The 17,067-nt window shown below is 69.9% G+C and carries 18 protein-coding genes and 1 pseudogene; 6 read left to right on the forward strand and 13 right to left on the reverse strand.

Annotation, left to right across the window (positions count from 1 at the left end; translation table 11 throughout):
• Nucleotides 1-54 precede the first annotated feature (54 nt).
• From ACFVUT_RS34720 to coaA, 3 genes are all read left to right on the forward strand, one after another.
• The gene (locus ACFVUT_RS34720; protein WP_389655971.1) at nt 55-654 is read left to right on the forward strand and encodes an RNA polymerase sigma factor; all 600 of its coding nucleotides are present in this window, start codon (nt 55-57) and stop codon (nt 652-654) included.
• Entirely contained in the window at nt 642-1,625 is a 984-nt protein-coding gene (locus tag ACFVUT_RS34725) for a CU044_5270 family protein (RefSeq protein ID WP_389655973.1), read from the forward strand. Before ACFVUT_RS34720 ends, ACFVUT_RS34725 begins: the two co-directional genes overlap by 13 nt.
• A 143-nt stretch (nt 1,626-1,768) precedes the next feature.
• A complete protein-coding gene (gene coaA, locus ACFVUT_RS34730) occupies nt 1,769-2,764 on the forward strand; it encodes a type I pantothenate kinase (RefSeq protein WP_389655975.1) in 996 nt (331 codons plus the stop codon).
• A gap of 156 nt (nt 2,765-2,920) precedes the next feature.
• Here the strand turns inward: coaA and glmM are convergent, their stop codons facing one another.
• The 5 genes from glmM to ACFVUT_RS34755 form a co-directional block, all read right to left on the reverse strand.
• Nucleotides 2,921-4,279, reverse strand: coding sequence for a phosphoglucosamine mutase (gene glmM, locus ACFVUT_RS34735; RefSeq protein ID WP_389655977.1), 1,359 nt, complete (start codon nt 4,277-4,279; stop codon nt 2,921-2,923).
• Nucleotides 4,280-4,541: 262 nt separating this feature from the next.
• The gene (gene rpsI, locus ACFVUT_RS34740) at nt 4,542-5,069 is read right to left on the reverse strand and encodes a 30S ribosomal protein S9 (protein ID WP_030914197.1); all 528 of its coding nucleotides are present in this window, start codon (nt 5,067-5,069) and stop codon (nt 4,542-4,544) included.
• A 44-nt stretch (nt 5,070-5,113) separates the two neighbouring features.
• The gene (rplM, locus tag ACFVUT_RS34745; protein ID WP_072486702.1) at nt 5,114-5,557 is read right to left on the reverse strand and encodes a 50S ribosomal protein L13; all 444 of its coding nucleotides are present in this window, start codon (nt 5,555-5,557) and stop codon (nt 5,114-5,116) included.
• Between the two features lie 303 nt (nt 5,558-5,860).
• Nucleotides 5,861-6,760, reverse strand: a complete 900-nt coding sequence (locus ACFVUT_RS34750) for a hypothetical protein (protein ID WP_389655979.1) — start codon at nt 6,758-6,760, stop codon at nt 5,861-5,863.
• Nucleotides 6,761-6,942: 182 nt separating this feature from the next.
• The gene (locus ACFVUT_RS34755; RefSeq protein WP_389656104.1) at nt 6,943-8,571 is read right to left on the reverse strand and encodes an ABC-F family ATP-binding cassette domain-containing protein; all 1,629 of its coding nucleotides are present in this window, start codon (nt 8,569-8,571) and stop codon (nt 6,943-6,945) included.
• 58 nt (nt 8,572-8,629) lie between these two features.
• On the opposite strand from ACFVUT_RS34755, the gene ACFVUT_RS34760 reads away from it, so the two are divergent.
• Together ACFVUT_RS34760 and ACFVUT_RS34765 are read left to right on the forward strand one after the other, a co-directional pair.
• Nucleotides 8,630-9,481, forward strand: a complete 852-nt coding sequence (locus tag ACFVUT_RS34760) for a hypothetical protein (protein WP_389655981.1) — start codon at nt 8,630-8,632, stop codon at nt 9,479-9,481.
• A 50-nt stretch (nt 9,482-9,531) separates the two neighbouring features.
• Nucleotides 9,532-11,403, forward strand: coding sequence for a hypothetical protein (locus ACFVUT_RS34765; RefSeq protein ID WP_389655983.1), 1,872 nt, complete (start codon nt 9,532-9,534; stop codon nt 11,401-11,403).
• 26 nt (nt 11,404-11,429) lie between these two features.
• Here the strand turns inward: ACFVUT_RS34765 and truA are convergent, their stop codons facing one another.
• The 8 genes from truA to map form a co-directional block, all read right to left on the reverse strand.
• Complete coding sequence (truA, locus tag ACFVUT_RS34770) at nt 11,430-12,284, reverse strand: tRNA pseudouridine(38-40) synthase TruA (RefSeq protein WP_389655985.1); 855 nt, start codon at nt 12,282-12,284, stop codon at nt 11,430-11,432.
• Nucleotides 12,285-12,371: 87 nt separating this feature from the next.
• Complete coding sequence (rplQ, locus tag ACFVUT_RS34775; RefSeq protein WP_389655987.1) at nt 12,372-12,896, reverse strand: 50S ribosomal protein L17; 525 nt, start codon at nt 12,894-12,896, stop codon at nt 12,372-12,374.
• Between the two features lie 230 nt (nt 12,897-13,126).
• A complete protein-coding gene (locus ACFVUT_RS34780) occupies nt 13,127-14,149 on the reverse strand; it encodes a DNA-directed RNA polymerase subunit alpha (RefSeq protein ID WP_003966937.1) in 1,023 nt (340 codons plus the stop codon).
• Nucleotides 14,150-14,290: 141 nt separating this feature from the next.
• The gene (rpsK, locus tag ACFVUT_RS34785; RefSeq protein ID WP_003956432.1) at nt 14,291-14,695 is read right to left on the reverse strand and encodes a 30S ribosomal protein S11; all 405 of its coding nucleotides are present in this window, start codon (nt 14,693-14,695) and stop codon (nt 14,291-14,293) included.
• A gap of 105 nt (nt 14,696-14,800) precedes the next feature.
• Nucleotides 14,801-15,181, reverse strand: coding sequence for a 30S ribosomal protein S13 (gene rpsM / locus ACFVUT_RS34790; protein ID WP_018519286.1), 381 nt, complete (start codon nt 15,179-15,181; stop codon nt 14,801-14,803).
• A gap of 193 nt (nt 15,182-15,374) precedes the next feature.
• Nucleotides 15,375-15,488: a 50S ribosomal protein L36 gene (gene rpmJ / locus ACFVUT_RS34795; RefSeq protein ID WP_003956441.1), complete on the reverse strand. Its 114-nt coding sequence runs from the start codon at nt 15,486-15,488 to the stop codon at nt 15,375-15,377.
• A gap of 60 nt (nt 15,489-15,548) precedes the next feature.
• Nucleotides 15,549-15,770, reverse strand: a complete 222-nt coding sequence (gene infA, locus ACFVUT_RS34800) for a translation initiation factor IF-1 (protein WP_003956442.1) — start codon at nt 15,768-15,770, stop codon at nt 15,549-15,551.
• Nucleotides 15,771-16,111: 341 nt separating this feature from the next.
• On the reverse strand, nt 16,112-16,948 hold the full coding sequence (gene map / locus ACFVUT_RS34805) for a type I methionyl aminopeptidase (protein WP_389655989.1): 837 nt from the start codon (nt 16,946-16,948) through the stop codon (nt 16,112-16,114).
• Between the two features lie 25 nt (nt 16,949-16,973).
• On the opposite strand from map, the pseudogene ACFVUT_RS34810 reads away from it, so the two are divergent.
• Nucleotides 16,974-17,067, forward strand: a pseudogene (locus tag ACFVUT_RS34810) (transcriptional regulator); the annotation flags it as partial.

Genomic DNA, 17,067 nt, shown 5'->3' on the forward strand with positions numbered 1-17,067 from the left:
AGTCCTACGGGCAACAAGGGGTGACACGCTCGTCCCCGACGCCCAGGAGCCGATGTGACCGGACCACCAGCCAGCCCCGACGACGATGCCGAGGTCGTCGCGCAGTCGCTGGAGCATCCCGAGATCTTCGCCGGGCTCTACGACCGCCACGCCCCGGACATCCACCGCTATGCCGCCCGCCGCCTCGGGGAGGGCGCGGCGGACGACATCACGGCGGAGACCTTCCTCATCGCCTTCCGCTCCCGGCACCGTTACGACCGCACGCGTCGCAACGCCCGCCCCTGGCTGTACGGCATCGCCGCGCATCTCATCGGAAAGCAGCGGCGCGGCGAGGAGCGGGGCCTGCGGGCTCTGGCCCGTACCGGTCAGGACCCGGTGGCCGCGTCCTGGAGCGACCGCTGCGACGACCGGATCGCCGCCCAGGCACCGCTGGCCGGGGCACTCGCCTCGCTCTCGCCCGGCGACCGTCATGTGCTGCTGCTCATCGCCTGGGCCGATCTCGGGTACCAGGAGGTCGGCGAGGCGCTGGGCATCCCGCTCGGCACCGTACGGTCCCGGCTCAATCGCGCCCGCCGCAAGGTCCGTGAGGCGCTGCGCATGGATCCCTCGTTCACGCCCGACGTCATGGAGCTGACCCCGTCATGGACGAAATGACCCAGCTGCGGGAGCTGCGCGCGGACGCGCCCGTTCCCGACCGTTCCGCACTCGCTCCGGGCCGGCTGCGGCTCACGGAGGCCGTGGCCTCGGGCCGTCGCGTCCGGCGGCTGCGGGCCGACTGGCGGATCGCCTCCCTCGGCGCGGCTGCGGCGATCACCGTGGCGGCCGTGCTCGGCACCCAGCTCGTCGGGGCCGCCGCCCCCGACCGTTCCGGACCCGCTTCGGCCTCCGGAACCCTGCGGCTGGACAACCCGGCCGAGGTGCTGAACCGGGCCGCCGACGCGTTGGAGATGCAACCCGCCCCGACCGAGCCGCGCGACGACCAGTGGATCTACACGAAGGTCGTGATCGCCCCACCGGAACAGCCGAAGGGCTCGCCTCCCCTCGACTTCTCGTACAACCCCGACAACTGGGTTCCCTACGACAACTCCGCCGCGGCCAAGAACGGCAAGGACGACGACTACCGCACCTCCCGCCAGGTCTACCGGGCCGCCGACGAGCTGCCCGACGACCCGGCGCGGCTGCTGGCGAAGGTCCGCTCGTTCTACCCCACGGGCAACACCGCCGAGAGTCCGCCGGAGGGGCAGGCGCAGCACAGCTTCCGGGCGATGGGGCTGATGGTCGAGGCGTATCCGATCGCGCCGGCCGCCCTCGCCCGGATCTACCGGGCCCTGGCCACCGTCCCCGGCGTGCACGTGACCGACCATCTGGTGAAGGACGCCGCCGGGCGCGAGGCCATCGCCCTCACCCGGGAGGAGGACGGCAGGCACGAGCAGCGGGAAATCCTCCTCGACCCGCACGACTTCGGCTACGCCGGGATGCGGTCCGTGGTCACCGAGGACTACGAGTCCCAGTTCGCCGCCGGCACGGTGAAACTGCCTCCGGAGAAGCACACGGCGGGGCAGATCACCTACAGCGTGGCCAGGATCGAAACCGCCGTCGTCGACGCCAAGGGCGAGAAGCCCTGACGCGTCCGGGGGCCACGGACCAGGGCCGGTGTCCGCCACAGGGGTGCGGACACCGGCCCCGCCCGTACCCACGTGACCGAGCCCACCCCCCGCGTGACCGAGCCCACCTCCCGCGCCGTCAAAACTCCCGCAACAATGAACAGGTGATCACTTCACCGTCACGGAGCACCCACCGACGCACCGAGCACCCGACGACGCCGTACGTCGACCTGTCGCGCGCCGAGTGGAGCGCCCTGCGTGACAAGACGCCGCTGCCGCTGACCGCCGAGGAGGTGGAGCAGCTGCGCGGGCTCGGGGACGTCATCGACCTCGACGAGGTACGGGACGTCTATCTGCCGCTCTCCCGGCTCCTCAACCTGTACGTCCAGGCCACCTCGGGTCTGCGCGGCGCCCTGAACACCTTCCTCGGGGACGCGGGCAACGGCCACGGCGCACAGCGCGGCACCCCGTTCGTCATAGGGGTCGCGGGCAGTGTCGCGGTCGGCAAGTCCACCACGGCCCGCATCCTCCAGGCGTTGCTGGCCCGGTGGCCCGAGCACCCCCGGGTGGAGCTCGTCACGACGGACGGGTTCCTGCTGCCGATGAAGGAACTCCGGGCGCGGGGCCTCATGTCCCGCAAGGGGTTCCCGGAGTCGTACGACCGGCGCGCCCTGACCCGCTTCGTCGCCGACATCAAGGCCGGCAAGGACGAGGTGACGGCGCCCGTCTACTCGCATCTGATCTACGACATCGTGCCGGGCGAGCGGCTCACCGTACGCCGCCCCGACATCCTGATCGTCGAGGGGCTGAACGTGCTGCAGCCCGCACTGCCCGGCAAGGACGGGCGGACGAGGGTCGGGCTGGCGGACTACTTCGACTTCAGCGTGTACGTGGACGCGAGGACCGAGGACATCGAGACCTGGTATCTCAACCGGTTCCGGAAGCTGCGCGAGACGGCGTTCCAGAACCCGTTCTCGTACTTCCGCACGTACACCCAGGTCTCCGAGGCGGAGGCGATGGAGTACGCCGCGACGATGTGGCGGACCATCAACAAGCCCAACCTGGTGGAGAATGTGGCGCCCACCCGGGGCCGTGCCACGCTGGTGCTGCGCAAGGGGCCGGACCACAAGGTCCAGCGGCTGTCCCTGCGCAAACTCTGACCCCGCACCGGCCCTGCGGACGGCACACCACCGGACGGGCTACGGGGCGGGCCCCCGTCCCGGCGCCTCCTCCGCCGCGCGACGCACGGCACCGGCCCCCGCCCACCGATCCTGCCCGGCCCGGGGACGGGCCCGGCACGGTCCGGTGCCGCGGCACTAGCCGAGCGCGGACTTCACCACGTCGGCCAGCCGCTCGGCGACCGCACGTGCCTGGTCGATGTCGGCCGCCTCGACCATGACCCGTACCAGCGGCTCCGTGCCCGACTGGCGCAGCAGTACGCGTCCGGTGGAGCCCAGTTCGCGCTCGGCCTCGACGACCGCCGCGGCCAGCTCCGGGGAGGTCCCGACGCGGGACTTGTCGACGTCGGGGACGTTGATCAGGAGCTGGGGCAGCCGCTGCATGGCCTCGGCCAGCTCGGCGAGGGCACGGCCGGTGGCGGCGACCCGGGCCGCCAGCAGCAGGCCGGTCAGCGTGCCGTCGCCGGTGGTGGCGTGGTCCAGGACGATGACGTGGCCGGACTGCTCGCCGCCCAGCGCGTAGCCCTCGGCCTTCATCGACTCCAGTACGTAGCGGTCGCCGACGGCGGTCTGGACGAGCTTGATGCCCGCCTGCTCCATCGCGATCTTGAAGCCGAGGTTGGACATGACCGTACCGACCACGGTGTCCTTGCGCAGCTGCCCGGCCTCGCGCATGGCGAGGGCGAGCACGGCCAGGATCTGGTCGCCGTCGACCTCCGCGCCCGTGGCGTCGACGGCGAGGCAGCGGTCGGCGTCACCGTCGTGCGCGATACCGAGGTCGGCGCCGTGGTCGACGACGGCGGCCTTCAGCAGCTCCAGATGGGTGGAGCCGCAGCCGTCGTTGATGTTCAGGCCGTCGGGCTCGGCGCCGATCGTGATCACCTCGGCGCCGGCCCGTGCGAAGGCTTCGGGCGAGACCCGGGAGGCCGCGCCGTGCGCCTCGTCGAGGACGACCTTCAGCCCGTCGAGCCGGTTCGGAAGGACGGCGATCAGGTGCGCGATGTACTGGTCGAAGCCCTCGGCGTACTCGGTGACACGCCCCACACCGGCACCGGTCGGGCGCTCCCACGGCTCACCGGTGCGGTGCTGCTCGTAGACCGTCTCGATCCGGTCCTCCAGCTCGTCGGCGAGCTTGTGACCGCCGCGGGCGAAGAACTTGATGCCGTTGTCCGGCATGGCGTTGTGGCTGGCGGAGAGCATCACGCCGAGGTCGGCGCCCAGCGCACCGGTGAGGTACGCCACCGCGGGGGTGGGCAGCACACCGACCCGCAGGACGTCCACGCCCGCGCTGGCGAGGCCCGCCACGACGGCGGCCTCCAGGAACTCTCCGGACGCACGTGGGTCGCGCCCCACCACGGCTGTCGGCCGATGCCCCTCGAAGGTGCCCGCCTCGGCGAGCACATGCGCCGCAGCGACCGACAGACCGAGCGCCAGCTCGGCCGTCAGGTCCGCATTGGCGACACCGCGCACACCGTCCGTGCCGAAGAGTCGTCCCACTGGTGTCCTCCGAAGATGCTCCGAAACCACAAACCAAACGAATGCGTTGCCCTGCGAGCCGACGCCGTGCAGACCGACGCGACACAGCAACACCATGCGCACGACGCGGCGCGCCCTCACCGAGCGACGCCACACAACACCGCACCTGCAAGCGTATGAACGTCTTATGCCGTTATACGCCCAGGGGTGCCGATAGACGAACGCCCCGGCCAGCACAAGGTGTGCTGCCGGGGCGAACGTGTACAGCGGATGAGCAGGCGATTTAGCGCTTGCTGTACTGCGGGGCCTTACGGGCCTTCTTGAGACCGGCCTTCTTGCGCTCGACCGCACGGTCGTCGCGGGAGAGGAAGCCGGCCTTCTTCAGCGGGGCGCGGTTGTTGTCCACGTCCGCCTCGTTCAGCGCACGGGCCACGCCGAGGCGCAGGGCACCGGCCTGACCCGAGACGCCGCCACCCGAGATGCGGGCGATGACGTCGTAGCGGTTGTCGAGTTCGAGCACCTTGAAGGGCTCGTTGACTTCCTGCTGGTGCACCTTGTTGGGGAAGTAGTCCTCAAGGGTGCGACCGTTGATCTTCCACTTGCCGGTGCCCGGAACGATCCGGACGCGGGCGATGGCGTTCTTCCGACGGCCCAGGCCGGCGGCGGGCTGCGGGTCGCCGAAGCGGGAGGCCAGCGACTCGCTGGTGTACTCGCCCTCGACGGGAACCTCGGACTCGAAGGTGGTCACCTCGGCGAAGACCTCTTCGCCCTCGGTGCCCTCGACGGGGTTCTCAACAGTGGTCTCGGCCACGATTCTCCTCAGATCTTTCTTTTGGTCTTAGGGGGAGGCCGGAACTACTGCGCGACCTGGGTGATCTCGAACGGGACCGGCTGCTGAGCAGCGTGCGGGTGCTGGTCGCCCGCGTAGACCTTGAGCTTCGAGAGCATCTGACGGCCCAGGCTGTTCTTGGGGATCATGCCCTTGATGGCCTTCTCGACAGCCTTCTCGGGGCTCTTGGCGAGCAGCTCGTCGTAGCGGACGGAGCGGAGACCACCCGGGAACCCGGAGTGGCGGTACGCCATCTTCTGGGTCTTCTTGTTGCCGGAGAGGTGAACCTTCTCGGCGTTGATGATGATGACGAAGTCGCCCATGTCCATGTGGGGGGCGTAGATCGCCTTGTGCTTGCCGCGGAGGAGGTTCGCAGCCGTGGTGGCCAGACGACCCAGGACGATGTCCTGCGCGTCAATGATGTGCCACTGGCGCGTCACATCGCCGGGCTTGGGGCTGTACGTACGCACGGTCGTAGCCTTCGCTTCTTCAGTGAGTGAGTCCTGACAAGGCCACCCGGACGATCACACCAGCCTTGGCGGCGCTACGGGGACGCAACCCGAGTGCCTGCCGCTGGTCATCGGCCCGGTGAACCGGCGTAAGGGCCCCTCGCGTGAGAACGACCAAGCCAATACGCATAACAAACCAGAAGAATACCGTCGCTCCCCCGTGCGGGTCAAAACAGCCCCGGGGCTGTCGGTCCTGCCCGGCTTCCGAACACCAGGACAGGGTTTCCGGCCGCCCCGGAACCCGCCGTTCCGACACGGTCGGAATCAGGCCTCCGCCGCGAACAGGTCCTCGGCGACCTCGGCGGTCAACGCCCGGTCGAGCCAGTCACTCAGCACGTCCAGATCCGCACAGGACATGATCCGCTCCCGCACCGGCTCCGAGACCGCGATCCCCCGCTTGGACAGGACCAACAGAACGCCCTCGGCAAGTCCCTCGGAACGCCCCTCGGAACGCCCCTCGGAACGCCCCTCGGAACGCAGCCGCTCAGAAGTCTCCGAGCGGAAGAAAGAGAGGTCTACAGACATCAGGTCCCTCCAGATCTGTGCGGCCGGAGCGGAGCCCAGGCCAAGTTCGGTGAGTTCGGCGAAGATCAGTGCAGTGTCGTCGTCAACGGTCTGCAGAGCGGCGGCCAGAGCCTTCAGTATGACACCGGCATTCGGATCCTTACCATGCGTGATGGCCGAGAGCGTGGCGAGGGGAATGTCCCTCGCTGCGGCGTCCGCATCGGTGAGGACGGGGACGTTGTGCGGCCCGAGCACCAAGGGGCGGAGCGACAGCGTCGGCCATGTCGTGGGACCGATGACCGCCGTCCGGGCCGCCCACTCGGCCGTCGCCCGGTCCTGGCACGTCACCAGGAGCAGCGGAGGAAGCTGGTACTTCGCGTAGAGGTGAGCCACGTAATAGGCCCAGCTGCCGGGCTTCCCCCGGTCCTTTTTGCCCTGCGCCTCAACGGCCAGCAGATAGCTGCCGCCTTCGGCCGCGTCGATCCGCAGAAGGGTGTCCACTCGTCTTTCGAGCGGCTTGATCTCGGTGAGATCCGTGGGCATGAGCGAGACCGCGACGGGTTCCGGAAAGGGGAGGCCGAGCGTGCGGAACGTCCGCGCGAAGACCCCGGGATCCTCCTGGAAGATCCGGTGCATCGCCTCGTGTGATGAGCTGACCATGCGGCCACGCTAGGAACACGGCACAGGGCGTGTCCGCCCTTCGCGGAGCGCTCACCCGGACGGGTGAGCGCCGGCGCTCCGACCAGCACCCATGCCCCGACCAGCACCAGCAGCCGAGCGGCGCCGGGCACCAGGACCGGGCACCAGGACCGGGCACCAGCACCCACCACCGCCACCTCGTCCTACCGCGCCCGCTCCACCCTCCGCTCGTCCCACACCGGCTCCTTCGTCTCCCGCACGACGCCGTCCGAACCGAACACCAGATACCGGTCGAAGGACTTCGCGAACCAGCGGTCGTGCGTGACCGCCAGGACCGTCCCGTCGTACGCCTCAAGGCCGTCCTGCAGGGCCTCGGCGGACTCCAGGTCCAGGTTGTCCGTCGGCTCGTCCAGCAGCAGCGCGGTCGTGCCGGACAGTTCCAGGAGAAGGATCTGGAACCGGGCCTGCTGCCCGCCGGAGAGCTTCTCGAACGGCTGGTCCCCCTGCCGCTCCAGCTCGTAGCGCCGCAGTACGGACATCGCCCCGCCGCGGTCCTTGGCGTGCTCGGTCCACAGAATCTCCACGAGCGTGTGGCCCAGCAGCTCCGGATGGGCGTGCGTCTGCGCGAAGTGACCCGGCACGACACGCGCCCCGAGCCTCCACCCGCCCGTGTGCGCCACCGGCTCGCCCGCGAGAAGCCGCAGGAAGTGGGACTTCCCGGAGCCGTTCGAGCCGAGGACGGCGACCCGCTCCCCGTAGAAGACCTCCAGGTCGAACGGCTTCATGAGCCCCGTCAGCTCCAGCCCCTCGCAGGTCAGCGCCCGTACTCCGGTCCGGCCGCCGCGCAGCCGCATCCTGATGTCCTGCTCGCGCGGCGGCTCCGGCGGAGGTCCCGCGTCCTCGAACTTCTTGAAACGGGTCTGCATCGCCCGGTAGCGGGACGCCATGTCGGGGCTGATCGCGGCCTGCTGCCGCAGCCGGTGGACCAGCGCCTTCAGCCTGGCGTGCTCCTCCTCCCAGCGCCGCAGCAGCTCCTCGAACCGGGCGAACCGGTCCTTGCGCGCCTGGTGGTACGTATCGAAGCCGCCGCCGTGCACCCACACGTCGCTGCCCGCCGGGCTCGGCTCGACGCTGACGATCTTCTCCGCGGCCCTGGACAGCAGCTCCCGGTCGTGGGAGACGAAGAGGACCGTCTTACGGGTCTCCTTCAGCTTCTCCTCCAGCCAGCGCTTGCCGGGGACGTCGAGATAGTTGTCCGGCTCGTCGAGCAGCAGCACCTCGTCCGGCCCGCGCAGCAGCGCCTCCAGCACCAGCCGCTTCTGCTCACCGCCGGACAGCGTGCGCAGCTCGCGCCACTGCGCCTTCTCGTACGGCACACCGAGCGCGGCCGTGGTGCACATGTCCCACACCGTCTCGGCCTCGTACCCGCGTGCCTCCGCCCAGTCGCTCAGGGCCTGCGCGTACGTCATCTGCGCGGCCTCGTCGTCGACGGTGAGGATCAGTTCCTCGGCCCGGTCGACCGCGAGGGCCGCCTCCCGGATACGGGGCTGGGCGACGGAGACCAGCAGGTCCCGGACCGTGCGGTCGTCCCGCACGGAACCCACGAACTGCTGCATCACGCCGAGGCCGCCGCTCACCGACACGGAGCCGCCGTGCGGCTGGAGCTCCCCGGCGAGCAGCCTCAGCAGCGTGGTCTTCCCGGCTCCGTTCGCCCCCACGAGGGCGACCACGGCCCCGTCCGCGACCCGGAACGAGGCATCGCCGAGCAGCACCCGCCCGTCCGGTAGGTAATACTCCAGATGGCCCGCTTCGAGATGTCCCATGCACAGCATTGTCACGGGCCGCGAAGCCCTGGCCCAACCGGATTATGTTCCGTCTAGGATTCGCCGCATGAGCTTTGGGCAAGGGGGGCCCTCCTGGGGGCCCGGGGGCACACAGACTCCGGACTGGGCAGCACTGGCCGACGAGTCCGCCGCGCGCGGCCGTCGCAAGAAGTGGCTGCTGATCGGCGGCGGCGTACTCGCCACCGCCGCGGTCGGCGCGATCGTGGCGACGGCGGTCATCTCGACGAACAACAACAACCACGCCAACTCCGGCAAGAACGCGAGCGAGCTGCCCGCGCCCAGCGACCTGCCGAACGACACGGCCGAGCCGGAACCGTCCTTCTCCTCGGTGGCACCACCGCCCCCACCGGACCCGAAGGACTACATATCCGACGCCAAGAAGGACAAGGCGCCGATCACCGTCGACGCGTTCTTCCCCGGCAAGAAGCTCACGATGGGCGACCGCGTCTACGTCAAGGGCGCGACGCAGCAGACGAAGAACTGCGCCGCGACCGCCAAGGGCACGCTCGGCTCGGTCCTCGTCAACAACGGCTGCGGCCAGGTCATCCGTGCCACGTACAGCAAGGACGGTGTCGCCGTCACCGTCGGCCTCGCGGTCTTCGGGACGGAGGCACAGGCGAAGAAGGCGGCCCAGCAGGCGAGCGACAGCATCGCCGCACTGGGCGGAGCGGGCGTACCGGCCTTCTGCCCCGCCGGGTCGTTCTGCCGCCGTACCGCCAACTCCTACGGCCGCTACGCCTACTTCTCCATCAGCGGGTTCACCAGCGGCAAGAACGTCACCAAGGGTGACAAGAACGTCTACGCCACGGGTGACGACCTGACGAACTTCACATTCCGTCAGATCCGCCACCGCGGCGAGCTCCAGGCATCGGCGGCGGCCACCGCGCCCACCGGCTGACCCGGCCCGGGATTCCCGTGCGCCTCCCGTTCCTCCTCACCCTCCCCCGCGTGCTGCGCCACAGCGCGGCCATCGGTGCCGATCTGCCGCCGGACGAAGCCGTGGTCGTCGACGCCCCGGACACCGCGCTCCGTACCGCCCTGACCGCGGCAGCCGAGGGCGACCACGGCCCCGCCCGCGAACTGCTGGCCGCCACCCGTGCGCACGCCCAGTGGGAGCTGAGGGACGGCTACGTCTCCCGGCTCGCCGCAGCCGCCCTGCACAACCCCGGCTGGCTGGACGCCTGGTCGTCCGGATCCCCCGAGGACCCGGACGCGGCTCTGGTCCGGGCGGACCTCTGTATCGGCCGGGCCTGGGAGATACGGACGGCGGAACGTGCCGGGCGGGTCTCGCCCGACCAGCTCCGGGCCTTCTTCGCGCTGCTGGAGGACGCGGCCCCGGTGATCGGCGGGGCGGCCGATCTCAACCCCGCCGATCCCGTCCCGTGGCGCATCGCCCTGACCCACGCCAGGGGCAGCCGGGCCCCGCGCGAGGCCTTCGACGAGTACCGGGCGCAGGCCCTGGCACGCGACCCGCACCACTACGGATGCCATGCCGCGGCCCTCCAGTACCTGTCCGCGAGGTGGTGGGGTTCGCACGAGGAGATGTTCGGCTTCGCCGAGAGCGCGGCGACGACGGCCCCGCCCGGCTCGAAGCTGCACGCCCTGCCGCTGCTCGCAGCGCTGGAGTACACGGTCCTCTCCCCCGCCCCCGGCACACCGGCGGGCCCCGATCCCTACGCGCCCCGCGTCACGTCGGCCATCGCCCGCGCCCTGGAGCTCTCGGACGTGTACGGGACCGGCAGCCCCGAGGCCGCCGGCTTCCGCAACCACCTGGCCCTGATGCTGCTGCGCACGGAGCGCTGGGACGAGGCCCTCGACGCGTTCCGCGCCATCGGCGTCCACGCCACCACGCACCCCTGGGCGTACTTCGGGAGCGACCCGCGCACGGAGTTCCTGGAGACCCGCTCGGGCATCCGCATCCACATGGCGGCCCGGACCCCGTTCTTCGGACCTCCTCCGCAGGCCCGTACCCCCGTCCCCACCCCCGAATGGTGGCCCGGCGCCCCGTGCGCGGTCGCGATCGCGGCGGCCCGCCCGGCGGACGTGGCACAGGCGGCGCTGATGTGCGGCGTCTCCCTGCGCACCGCCCCGGCAACCACCACGCACACCTACATCGAGGCCGTCCCCGAGGCCCGGCCCGCCAAGCGCTCGGTCCTGTCCACGGAGGACCCGCTGACCACGGCCGCCGACCGATTCACCACCGGTGAGAAGTGGCCCACGCTGGTTCTGCGCCGCACGCCCGAACGTTGCGGGCTCACCCTGTTCCTCAAGGGCAGGCCCCTGGCCAGCCACGAGTGGGACACCACGTCCCCTGCCCCCGACCACACCGCGGCCGCCGCCACGGCCGAGGCCCTGTCCCGCGCCTTCGCCCTCCCCGACCCCCGCCCGCTGATCCACGTCCTGCGTGCCACGGGAAACCCGCCCCGCCACCAGTCGGACCTCCTGGCGGCCCTGTCCCTGCCCCCGCTGCCCCCGGCCTTCGGGGACCGCCCGGAAGTCCTCGACGCCCTCCCCGACGCCAGGGTCCTCACCCGCCGCGGCCTGCTGGCCGGCCTGCGGTCCTCGATGACCGCCCGGGACGGCGAACACCCGCCGCCCCCGGACAGCCACGCACCCCGCTCACCGTTCTGGTGGCTGCTGCGTGTCCTGGGGCTGGTGCTGTTCACGGCGGCTGCCGTGTACGCGTGGTCGGCCGCGGACGTCCGCCCGCTCCGGGCGGCGATGGCCACACTCGTGTCCCTGTACATGGCGGGCCGGCTGGCGGGTGCCTGGCGGCAGCGGCGCCGGGCGCGCGGCGGCACGGCCCCGGCCCCGGACTGAGCGAAGGGCCGGCGCACCGCCGCGGGTCAGCAGCAGCCCGCTCCGGGGAGCGTGCGCACCCTGCGCGACTCCTTGGACCGGGCGGCCAGCAACTCATCGGCCGGGTACGCCACTTCCTCCAGCGTCAGGCCATGGGGGCGTACCACGTGCACGCCGGGATCGCGCAGCCGTGCCGCCAGCACCTGGGCGGGCCATTCGGCCGGGCGGCGCCCGTCCCCGACGAACAGCGCCGCCCCGATCAGGGCCCGCACCATGTTGTGGCAGAACGCGTCCGCCTGCACGGTCGCCGTCAGGATCCCGGACGCCTCGTCCCGCACCCAACGCAGCTTCTGCAGCGTACGGATGGTCGTCGCACCCTCGCGCTTCTTGCAGTACGCGGCGAAGTCGTGCTCCCCGACCATCCGGAGCGCCGCCTCGTTCATGGCGTCGACGTCCAACGGCCGGTCGTGCCACAGCACATGACCGCGCACCAGCGGATCCACCCCACCGGGACGATCGGCGACCCGGTACGCGTAACGACGCCACAGCGCCGAGAAGCGGGCATTGAACCCGACGGGCGCCCGGGAGATCCGCCAGATCCGCACATCGGGTGCCATCCGCCCGGCCATCCGCCGCAACAGCTTGTCCGCGTGCTCGGCCCACACCTCGTCCGGCAGGTCGACATGGGCGACCTGGCCCCGGGCGTGCACCCCGGCATCGGTACGCCCGGCGACGGTCAGGTCGTACGTCCGTGCGGACCGTGTCACGGTCCGCAGCGCGTCCTCGATCTCCCCCTGGACGGTCCGCCTGCCGGTCTGCTTGGCCCAGCCGGAGAAGCCCTTGCCGTCGTACGCCAGGTCCAGCCGCACCCGTACGAAGCCGGGCTCTACCTCGTCACTCACCGAAGGATCCTTTTCTGCCAGTCCCTACGGAACGGGCCCGCACCGCCCCGAAGGGTGATGCGGGCCCGTCCAGGGGTCTCAGAACGCTCAGGCGTCCTTGGCTTCGACATCAGCCGCTGCCTCGGCGTCGGCCGGCTTGGCGTCCTCGACGACCTCGGCGGACTCGGCCGGGGCCTCGTCCTTCTTGAGGGCGTCTTCCTTGACCGCGCGCTTGGTCGCGGCCTCGGCCTCACCGGTGGCCTGCTGGGCCACGGTCAGCGCCTCGACCAGCTCGATGACGGCCATCGGGGCGTTGTCGCCGCGACGGTTGCCGATCTTGGTGATGCGGGTGTAACCACCGGGGCGGTTCTCGTACCGCGGGGCGATCTCGGTGAAGAGCGTGTGCACGATGCCCTTGTCCGTGATCGACTGCAGCACCAGGCGACGGTTGTGGATGTCGCCCTTCTTCGCCTTGGTGATGAAGCGCTCGGCGACCGGACGCAGGCGGCGGGCCTTGGCCTCGGTCGTGGTGATGCGGCCGTGCTCGAACAGCGACTTCGCGAGGTTGTTGAGAAGAAGCTTCTCGTGCGCAGCGCTGCCGCCCAGACGGGCGCCCTTGGCGGGCTTCGGCATGGTTTTTCTCCTTGTGTGCTGCACCGGCCGTATCAGGTACCGGTGTCAGTTCCCGCGAGGCGGCTGCCCCGCGGACGTCTGTGCCTGCCCGAGGCTTCCCTCGGACGAGGCGGTCCCTGCCTGTCACCGCAGGCATCGGCCACCGGACCGGGACCGGGCCGGTGGCCGAGGAAGGAACCTCGCACCGGCGGGGGCACCCGGCGACCGCCGGGCACCTCCGCCGGAGGTGGTCAGTACTGCTCGGTCTCCACGAAACCGGCGTCCGCGTCGTCATCGGCGCCGAACGCGTCGGCCGCGGCCGTCGGGTCGAATCCGGGCGGGCTGTCCTTGAGCGCCAGGCCCATACCGGCCAGCTTCGCCTTGACCTCGTCGATCGACTTCGCACCGAAGTTGCGGATGTCGAGCAGGTCGGCCTCGGAACGCGCCACGAGCTCACCCACGGAGTGGATGCCTTCGCGCTTGAGGCAGTTGTACGAGCGGACCGTGAGCTCCAGCTCCTCGATCGGCAGCGCCAGATCGGCGGCGAGCGCGGCGTCCGTCGGGGACGGACCCATGTCGATGCCCTCGGCGTCGATGTTGAGCTCGCGCGCCAGGCCGAACAGCTCGACCAGGGTCTTACCGGCCGAAGCCATGGCGTCACGGGGACGCATGGCCTGCTTGGTCTCGACGTCGACGATGAGCTTGTCGAAGTCGGTGCGCTGCTCGACTCGGGTCGCCTCGACCTTGTAGGTGACCTTGAGTACCGGCGAGTAGATGGAGTCGACCGGGATACGGCCGATCTCCTGGCCCACCTGCTTGTTCTGGACCGCGGAGACGTAGCCGCGACCGCGCTCGACGGTCAGCTCCATCTCCAGCTTGCCCTTGCCGTTCAGCGTGGCCAGGACCAGGTCCGGGTTGTGGACCTCCACACCGGCCGGCGGGGCGATGTCAGCAGCGGTGACCAGGCCGGGGCCCTGCTTGCGCAGGTACATCACGACCGGCTCGTCGTGCTCCGAGGAGACGACCAGCTGCTTGATGTTGAGGATGAGGTCGGTGACGTCCTCCTTGACGCCCGGCACGGTGGTGAACTCGTGCAGGACACCGTCGATCCGGATGCTGGTGACAGCAGCGCCGGGGATCGAGGAGAGGAGCGTGCGGCGAAGAGAGTTGCCGAGGGTGTAACCGAAGCCCGGCTCCAGCGGCTCGATGACGAACCGGGAGCGGAACTCGTCAACGACCTCTTCGGTCAGCGACGGACGCTGAGCGATAAGCATGTTGCGTTCCTTCAGTCGTGGGCGCCCACTATTTGACGCCCCCAGATACTGACAAGGGTACGGGCGGCACGACCCGAAAGGGCCGTACCGCCCGGAACCACGAGCCGGTGCCGGATGACCGGCACCACTGCCCGGGCAGAATCAGACGCGGCGACGCTTGGGCGGCCGGCATCCGTTGTGCGGGGTGGGGGTGACGTCCTGGATCGAACCGACCTCCAGGCCGGTGGCCTGGAGCGAACGGATCGCGGTCTCGCGGCCGGAGCCGGGGCCCTTCACGAAGACGTCAACCTTGCGCATGCCGTGCTCCTGCGCGCGACGGGCGGCCGACTCGGCGGCCATCTGCGCGGCGAACGGGGTGGACTTGCGCGAGCCCTTGAAGCCGACGTGGCCGGCGGAGGCCCAGGAGATCACGTTGCCCGAGGGGTCCGTGATCGAGACGATCGTGTTGTTGAACGTGCTCTTGATGTGCGCGTGGCCGTGAGCGACGTTCTTCTTTTCCTTGCGACGCACCTTCTTGGCTGCGCCCTGACGACCCTTGGGGGGCATGTCTTGACTCCAGATGGAGAGGGGAGGTGATCGGTCCTACAGCGAAGACCGCTGGTTGCTGCGGACGGCCGGAGACCCGGACTGCCGCAGTGCGTCCGCTGAGGACTACTTCTTGCCCGGCTTCTTCTTACCGGCGATCGCGCGACGCGGGCCCTTGCGGGTACGCGCGTTCGTGCTGGTGCGCTGGCCGTGGACCGGCAGGCCGCGGCGGTGACGCAGGCCCTGGTAGCAGCCGATCTCGACCTTGCGGCGGATGTCGGCCTGGATCTCGCGACGGAGGTCACCCTCGGTGCGGAGGTTGGCGTCCACGTACTCGCGGATCTTGACCAGGTCCTCTTCGGCCAGGTCGCGAACGCGGGTGTTGGGGTTCACGCCAGTGGTGGCGAGAATCTCCTTGGACCGGGTGCGCCCGATACCGAAGACGTAGGTGAGGGCAACCTCCACGCGCTTTTCGCGCGGGATGTCAACACCTGAAACGCGTGCCATTCAATGGCTCCAGTTGTTTTTCGGGGGTCTTCCGCAGTGCCGCTCCCGATCGCCGACCTCTCGTGGCGAGAGGTGGTACGCCCGGGTCCCCGGCCCCCGCCGGAGGTGTCGTCAGCCGAAGCTTGGACGGGCTCTGCGTATGTACGTATTACGTGCGTCGCGCGAAGTGCTGCGAGATGCAGGGGGTCGTGCGTCAGCCCTGGCGCTGCTTGTGGCGCAGGTTGTCGCAGATGACCATGACCCGACCGTGACGGCGGATCACCTTGCACTTGTCGCAGATCTTCTTGACGCTCGGCTTGACCTTCATGGGATGTCAGGTTCTCCGGGTCAGTGCCATCACCACGCCGAAGCGTGATGCGGGCAAGATCTACTTGTAGCGGTAGACGATCCGGCCACGCGTCAGGTCGTACGGGGAGAGCTCCACGACGACCCGGTCATCCGGAAGGATTCGGATGTAGTGCATCCGCATCTTGCCGCTGATGTGCGCGAGGACCTTGTGACCGTTCTGGAGTTCCACCTTGAACATGGCGTTCGGGAGGGACTCGATCACGGTGCCCTCAATTTCGATGGCACCTTGCTTCTTGGCCACGCTTCGCCTTTCGAATCGGCTACCTTGATCGGCTTCCGGGCATCATCCGTGGGCATGTGGACACACTGATGCACGAGAGCCGACGAGTCAGTCTACGTCAGCGGACCCCAAAAGACGAATCCGTCAAGTTTGCCCAACCCAGGAGATCCTTAGACCTCCACAAGGGGGTCAAATCCACCGGACCACTCGCTCCGCCGGACCATCCGCACGGCCCCGAAGCGGTCCGGGGCCGCGGACTTGCGGCCGGTCCGGGGCCACACCGGCCCCGGCATCCCGGCACTTCCCCGCGCACCTTCACCGGCTCCGGCCGTCCCGTCCGACCCCGTCCGCCCGGTGTGCGCTCAGCCCAGCGGGTCCGGTGCGGCCTCGATCCCGTACTGCGCCAGCTTCTCCCTGCCGCAGTCGGGGGCGGTCAGGACGAGCGGGCCCTGTTCGGTGAGAGCGATCGAGTGCTCCCAGTGGGAGGACCAGGTGCCGTCCGTGGTGATCACGGTCCAGTCGTCCCGCAGCACCTCGGTCTGCGCCGTGCCGAGCGAGACCATCGGCTCGATGGCCAGGCAGACGCCCGGCACGAGCTTGATGCCCTTGCCGCGCTTGCGGCTGACATAGTTCAGCAGGTGGGGATCCATGTGCATCTCGGTGCCGATGCCGTGGCCGCCGTAGTCCTCGATGATCCCGTACTTACCGGTGGCGGGGCGGGGCTGGCGGCGGATGTAGGACTCGATCGCCTTCGAGATGTCGATGAGGCGGTGGTTCACCTTCATCGCGGCGATACCGGCCCACATGGATTCCTCGGTCACGCGGGAGAGCTCGATCAGCTCCGGAGCGTGACCGGTGCCGACGAAAGCCGTGTACGCGGCATCGCCGTGCCACCCGTCGACGATCGCGCCGGCGTCGACGGAGATGATGTCGCCGTCCTTGAGGACGGTCTTGTCGTCCGGGATGCCGTGGACGACGACCTCGTTGACCGAGGTGCAGATGGTCGCGGGGAAGCCGCCGTACCCGAGGAAGTTCGGCTTCGCTCCGTGGTCGGCGATCACCTTGCGGGCGACCTGGTCCAGGTCCAGCGTGGTGGCGCCGGGAACCGCCGCCTCTCGGGTGGCCGCGTGAATGGCAGCGACCACCAGCCCCGCCTCACGCATCTTCGCGATCTGCTCGGGGGTCTTGATCTGCACCATTGCGCGGCGCCTCTCTGCATCGGACTACCACGACGTCTACGCCTCCCCCCAGAACCAGGCGAACCTCGCCCGCTTCAACTTCCTCGACCCCGCCTCACACCGCATCTACCCCGACTGGG

The sequence above is a fragment of the Streptomyces sp. NPDC058051 genome, assembly GCF_042885475.1.
Taxonomy (GTDB): domain Bacteria; phylum Actinomycetota; class Actinomycetes; order Streptomycetales; family Streptomycetaceae; genus Streptomyces.

Excerpts from the sequence above, each read along its gene's own strand:
- ACFVUT_RS34725 (WP_389655973.1), top strand. The coding sequence starts at position 642 with ATGGACGAAATGACCCAGCTGCGGGAGCTGCGCGCGGACGCGCCCGTT.
- rpmJ (WP_003956441.1), bottom strand. The coding sequence starts at position 15,488 with ATGAAGGTCAAGCCGAGCGTCAAGAAGATCTGCGACAAGTGCAAGGTG.
- ACFVUT_RS34760 (WP_389655981.1), top strand. The coding sequence starts at position 8,630 with ATGAGCTTTGGGCAAGGGGGGCCCTCCTGGGGGCCCGGGGGCACACAG.
- ACFVUT_RS34750 (WP_389655979.1), bottom strand. The coding sequence starts at position 6,760 with ATGGTCAGCTCATCACACGAGGCGATGCACCGGATCTTCCAGGAGGAT.
- map (WP_389655989.1), bottom strand. The coding sequence starts at position 16,948 with ATGGTGCAGATCAAGACCCCCGAGCAGATCGCGAAGATGCGTGAGGCG.
- rplQ (WP_389655987.1), bottom strand. The coding sequence starts at position 12,896 with ATGCCGAAGCCCGCCAAGGGCGCCCGTCTGGGCGGCAGCGCTGCGCAC.
- rpsK (WP_003956432.1), bottom strand. The coding sequence starts at position 14,695 with ATGCCCCCCAAGGGTCGTCAGGGCGCAGCCAAGAAGGTGCGTCGCAAG.
- ACFVUT_RS34780 (WP_003966937.1), bottom strand. The coding sequence starts at position 14,149 with ATGCTTATCGCTCAGCGTCCGTCGCTGACCGAAGAGGTCGTTGACGAG.
- rpsM (WP_018519286.1), bottom strand. The coding sequence starts at position 15,181 with ATGGCACGCGTTTCAGGTGTTGACATCCCGCGCGAAAAGCGCGTGGAG.
- ACFVUT_RS34755 (WP_389656104.1), bottom strand. The coding sequence starts at position 8,571 with ATGCTGTGCATGGGACATCTCGAAGCGGGCCATCTGGAGTATTACCTA.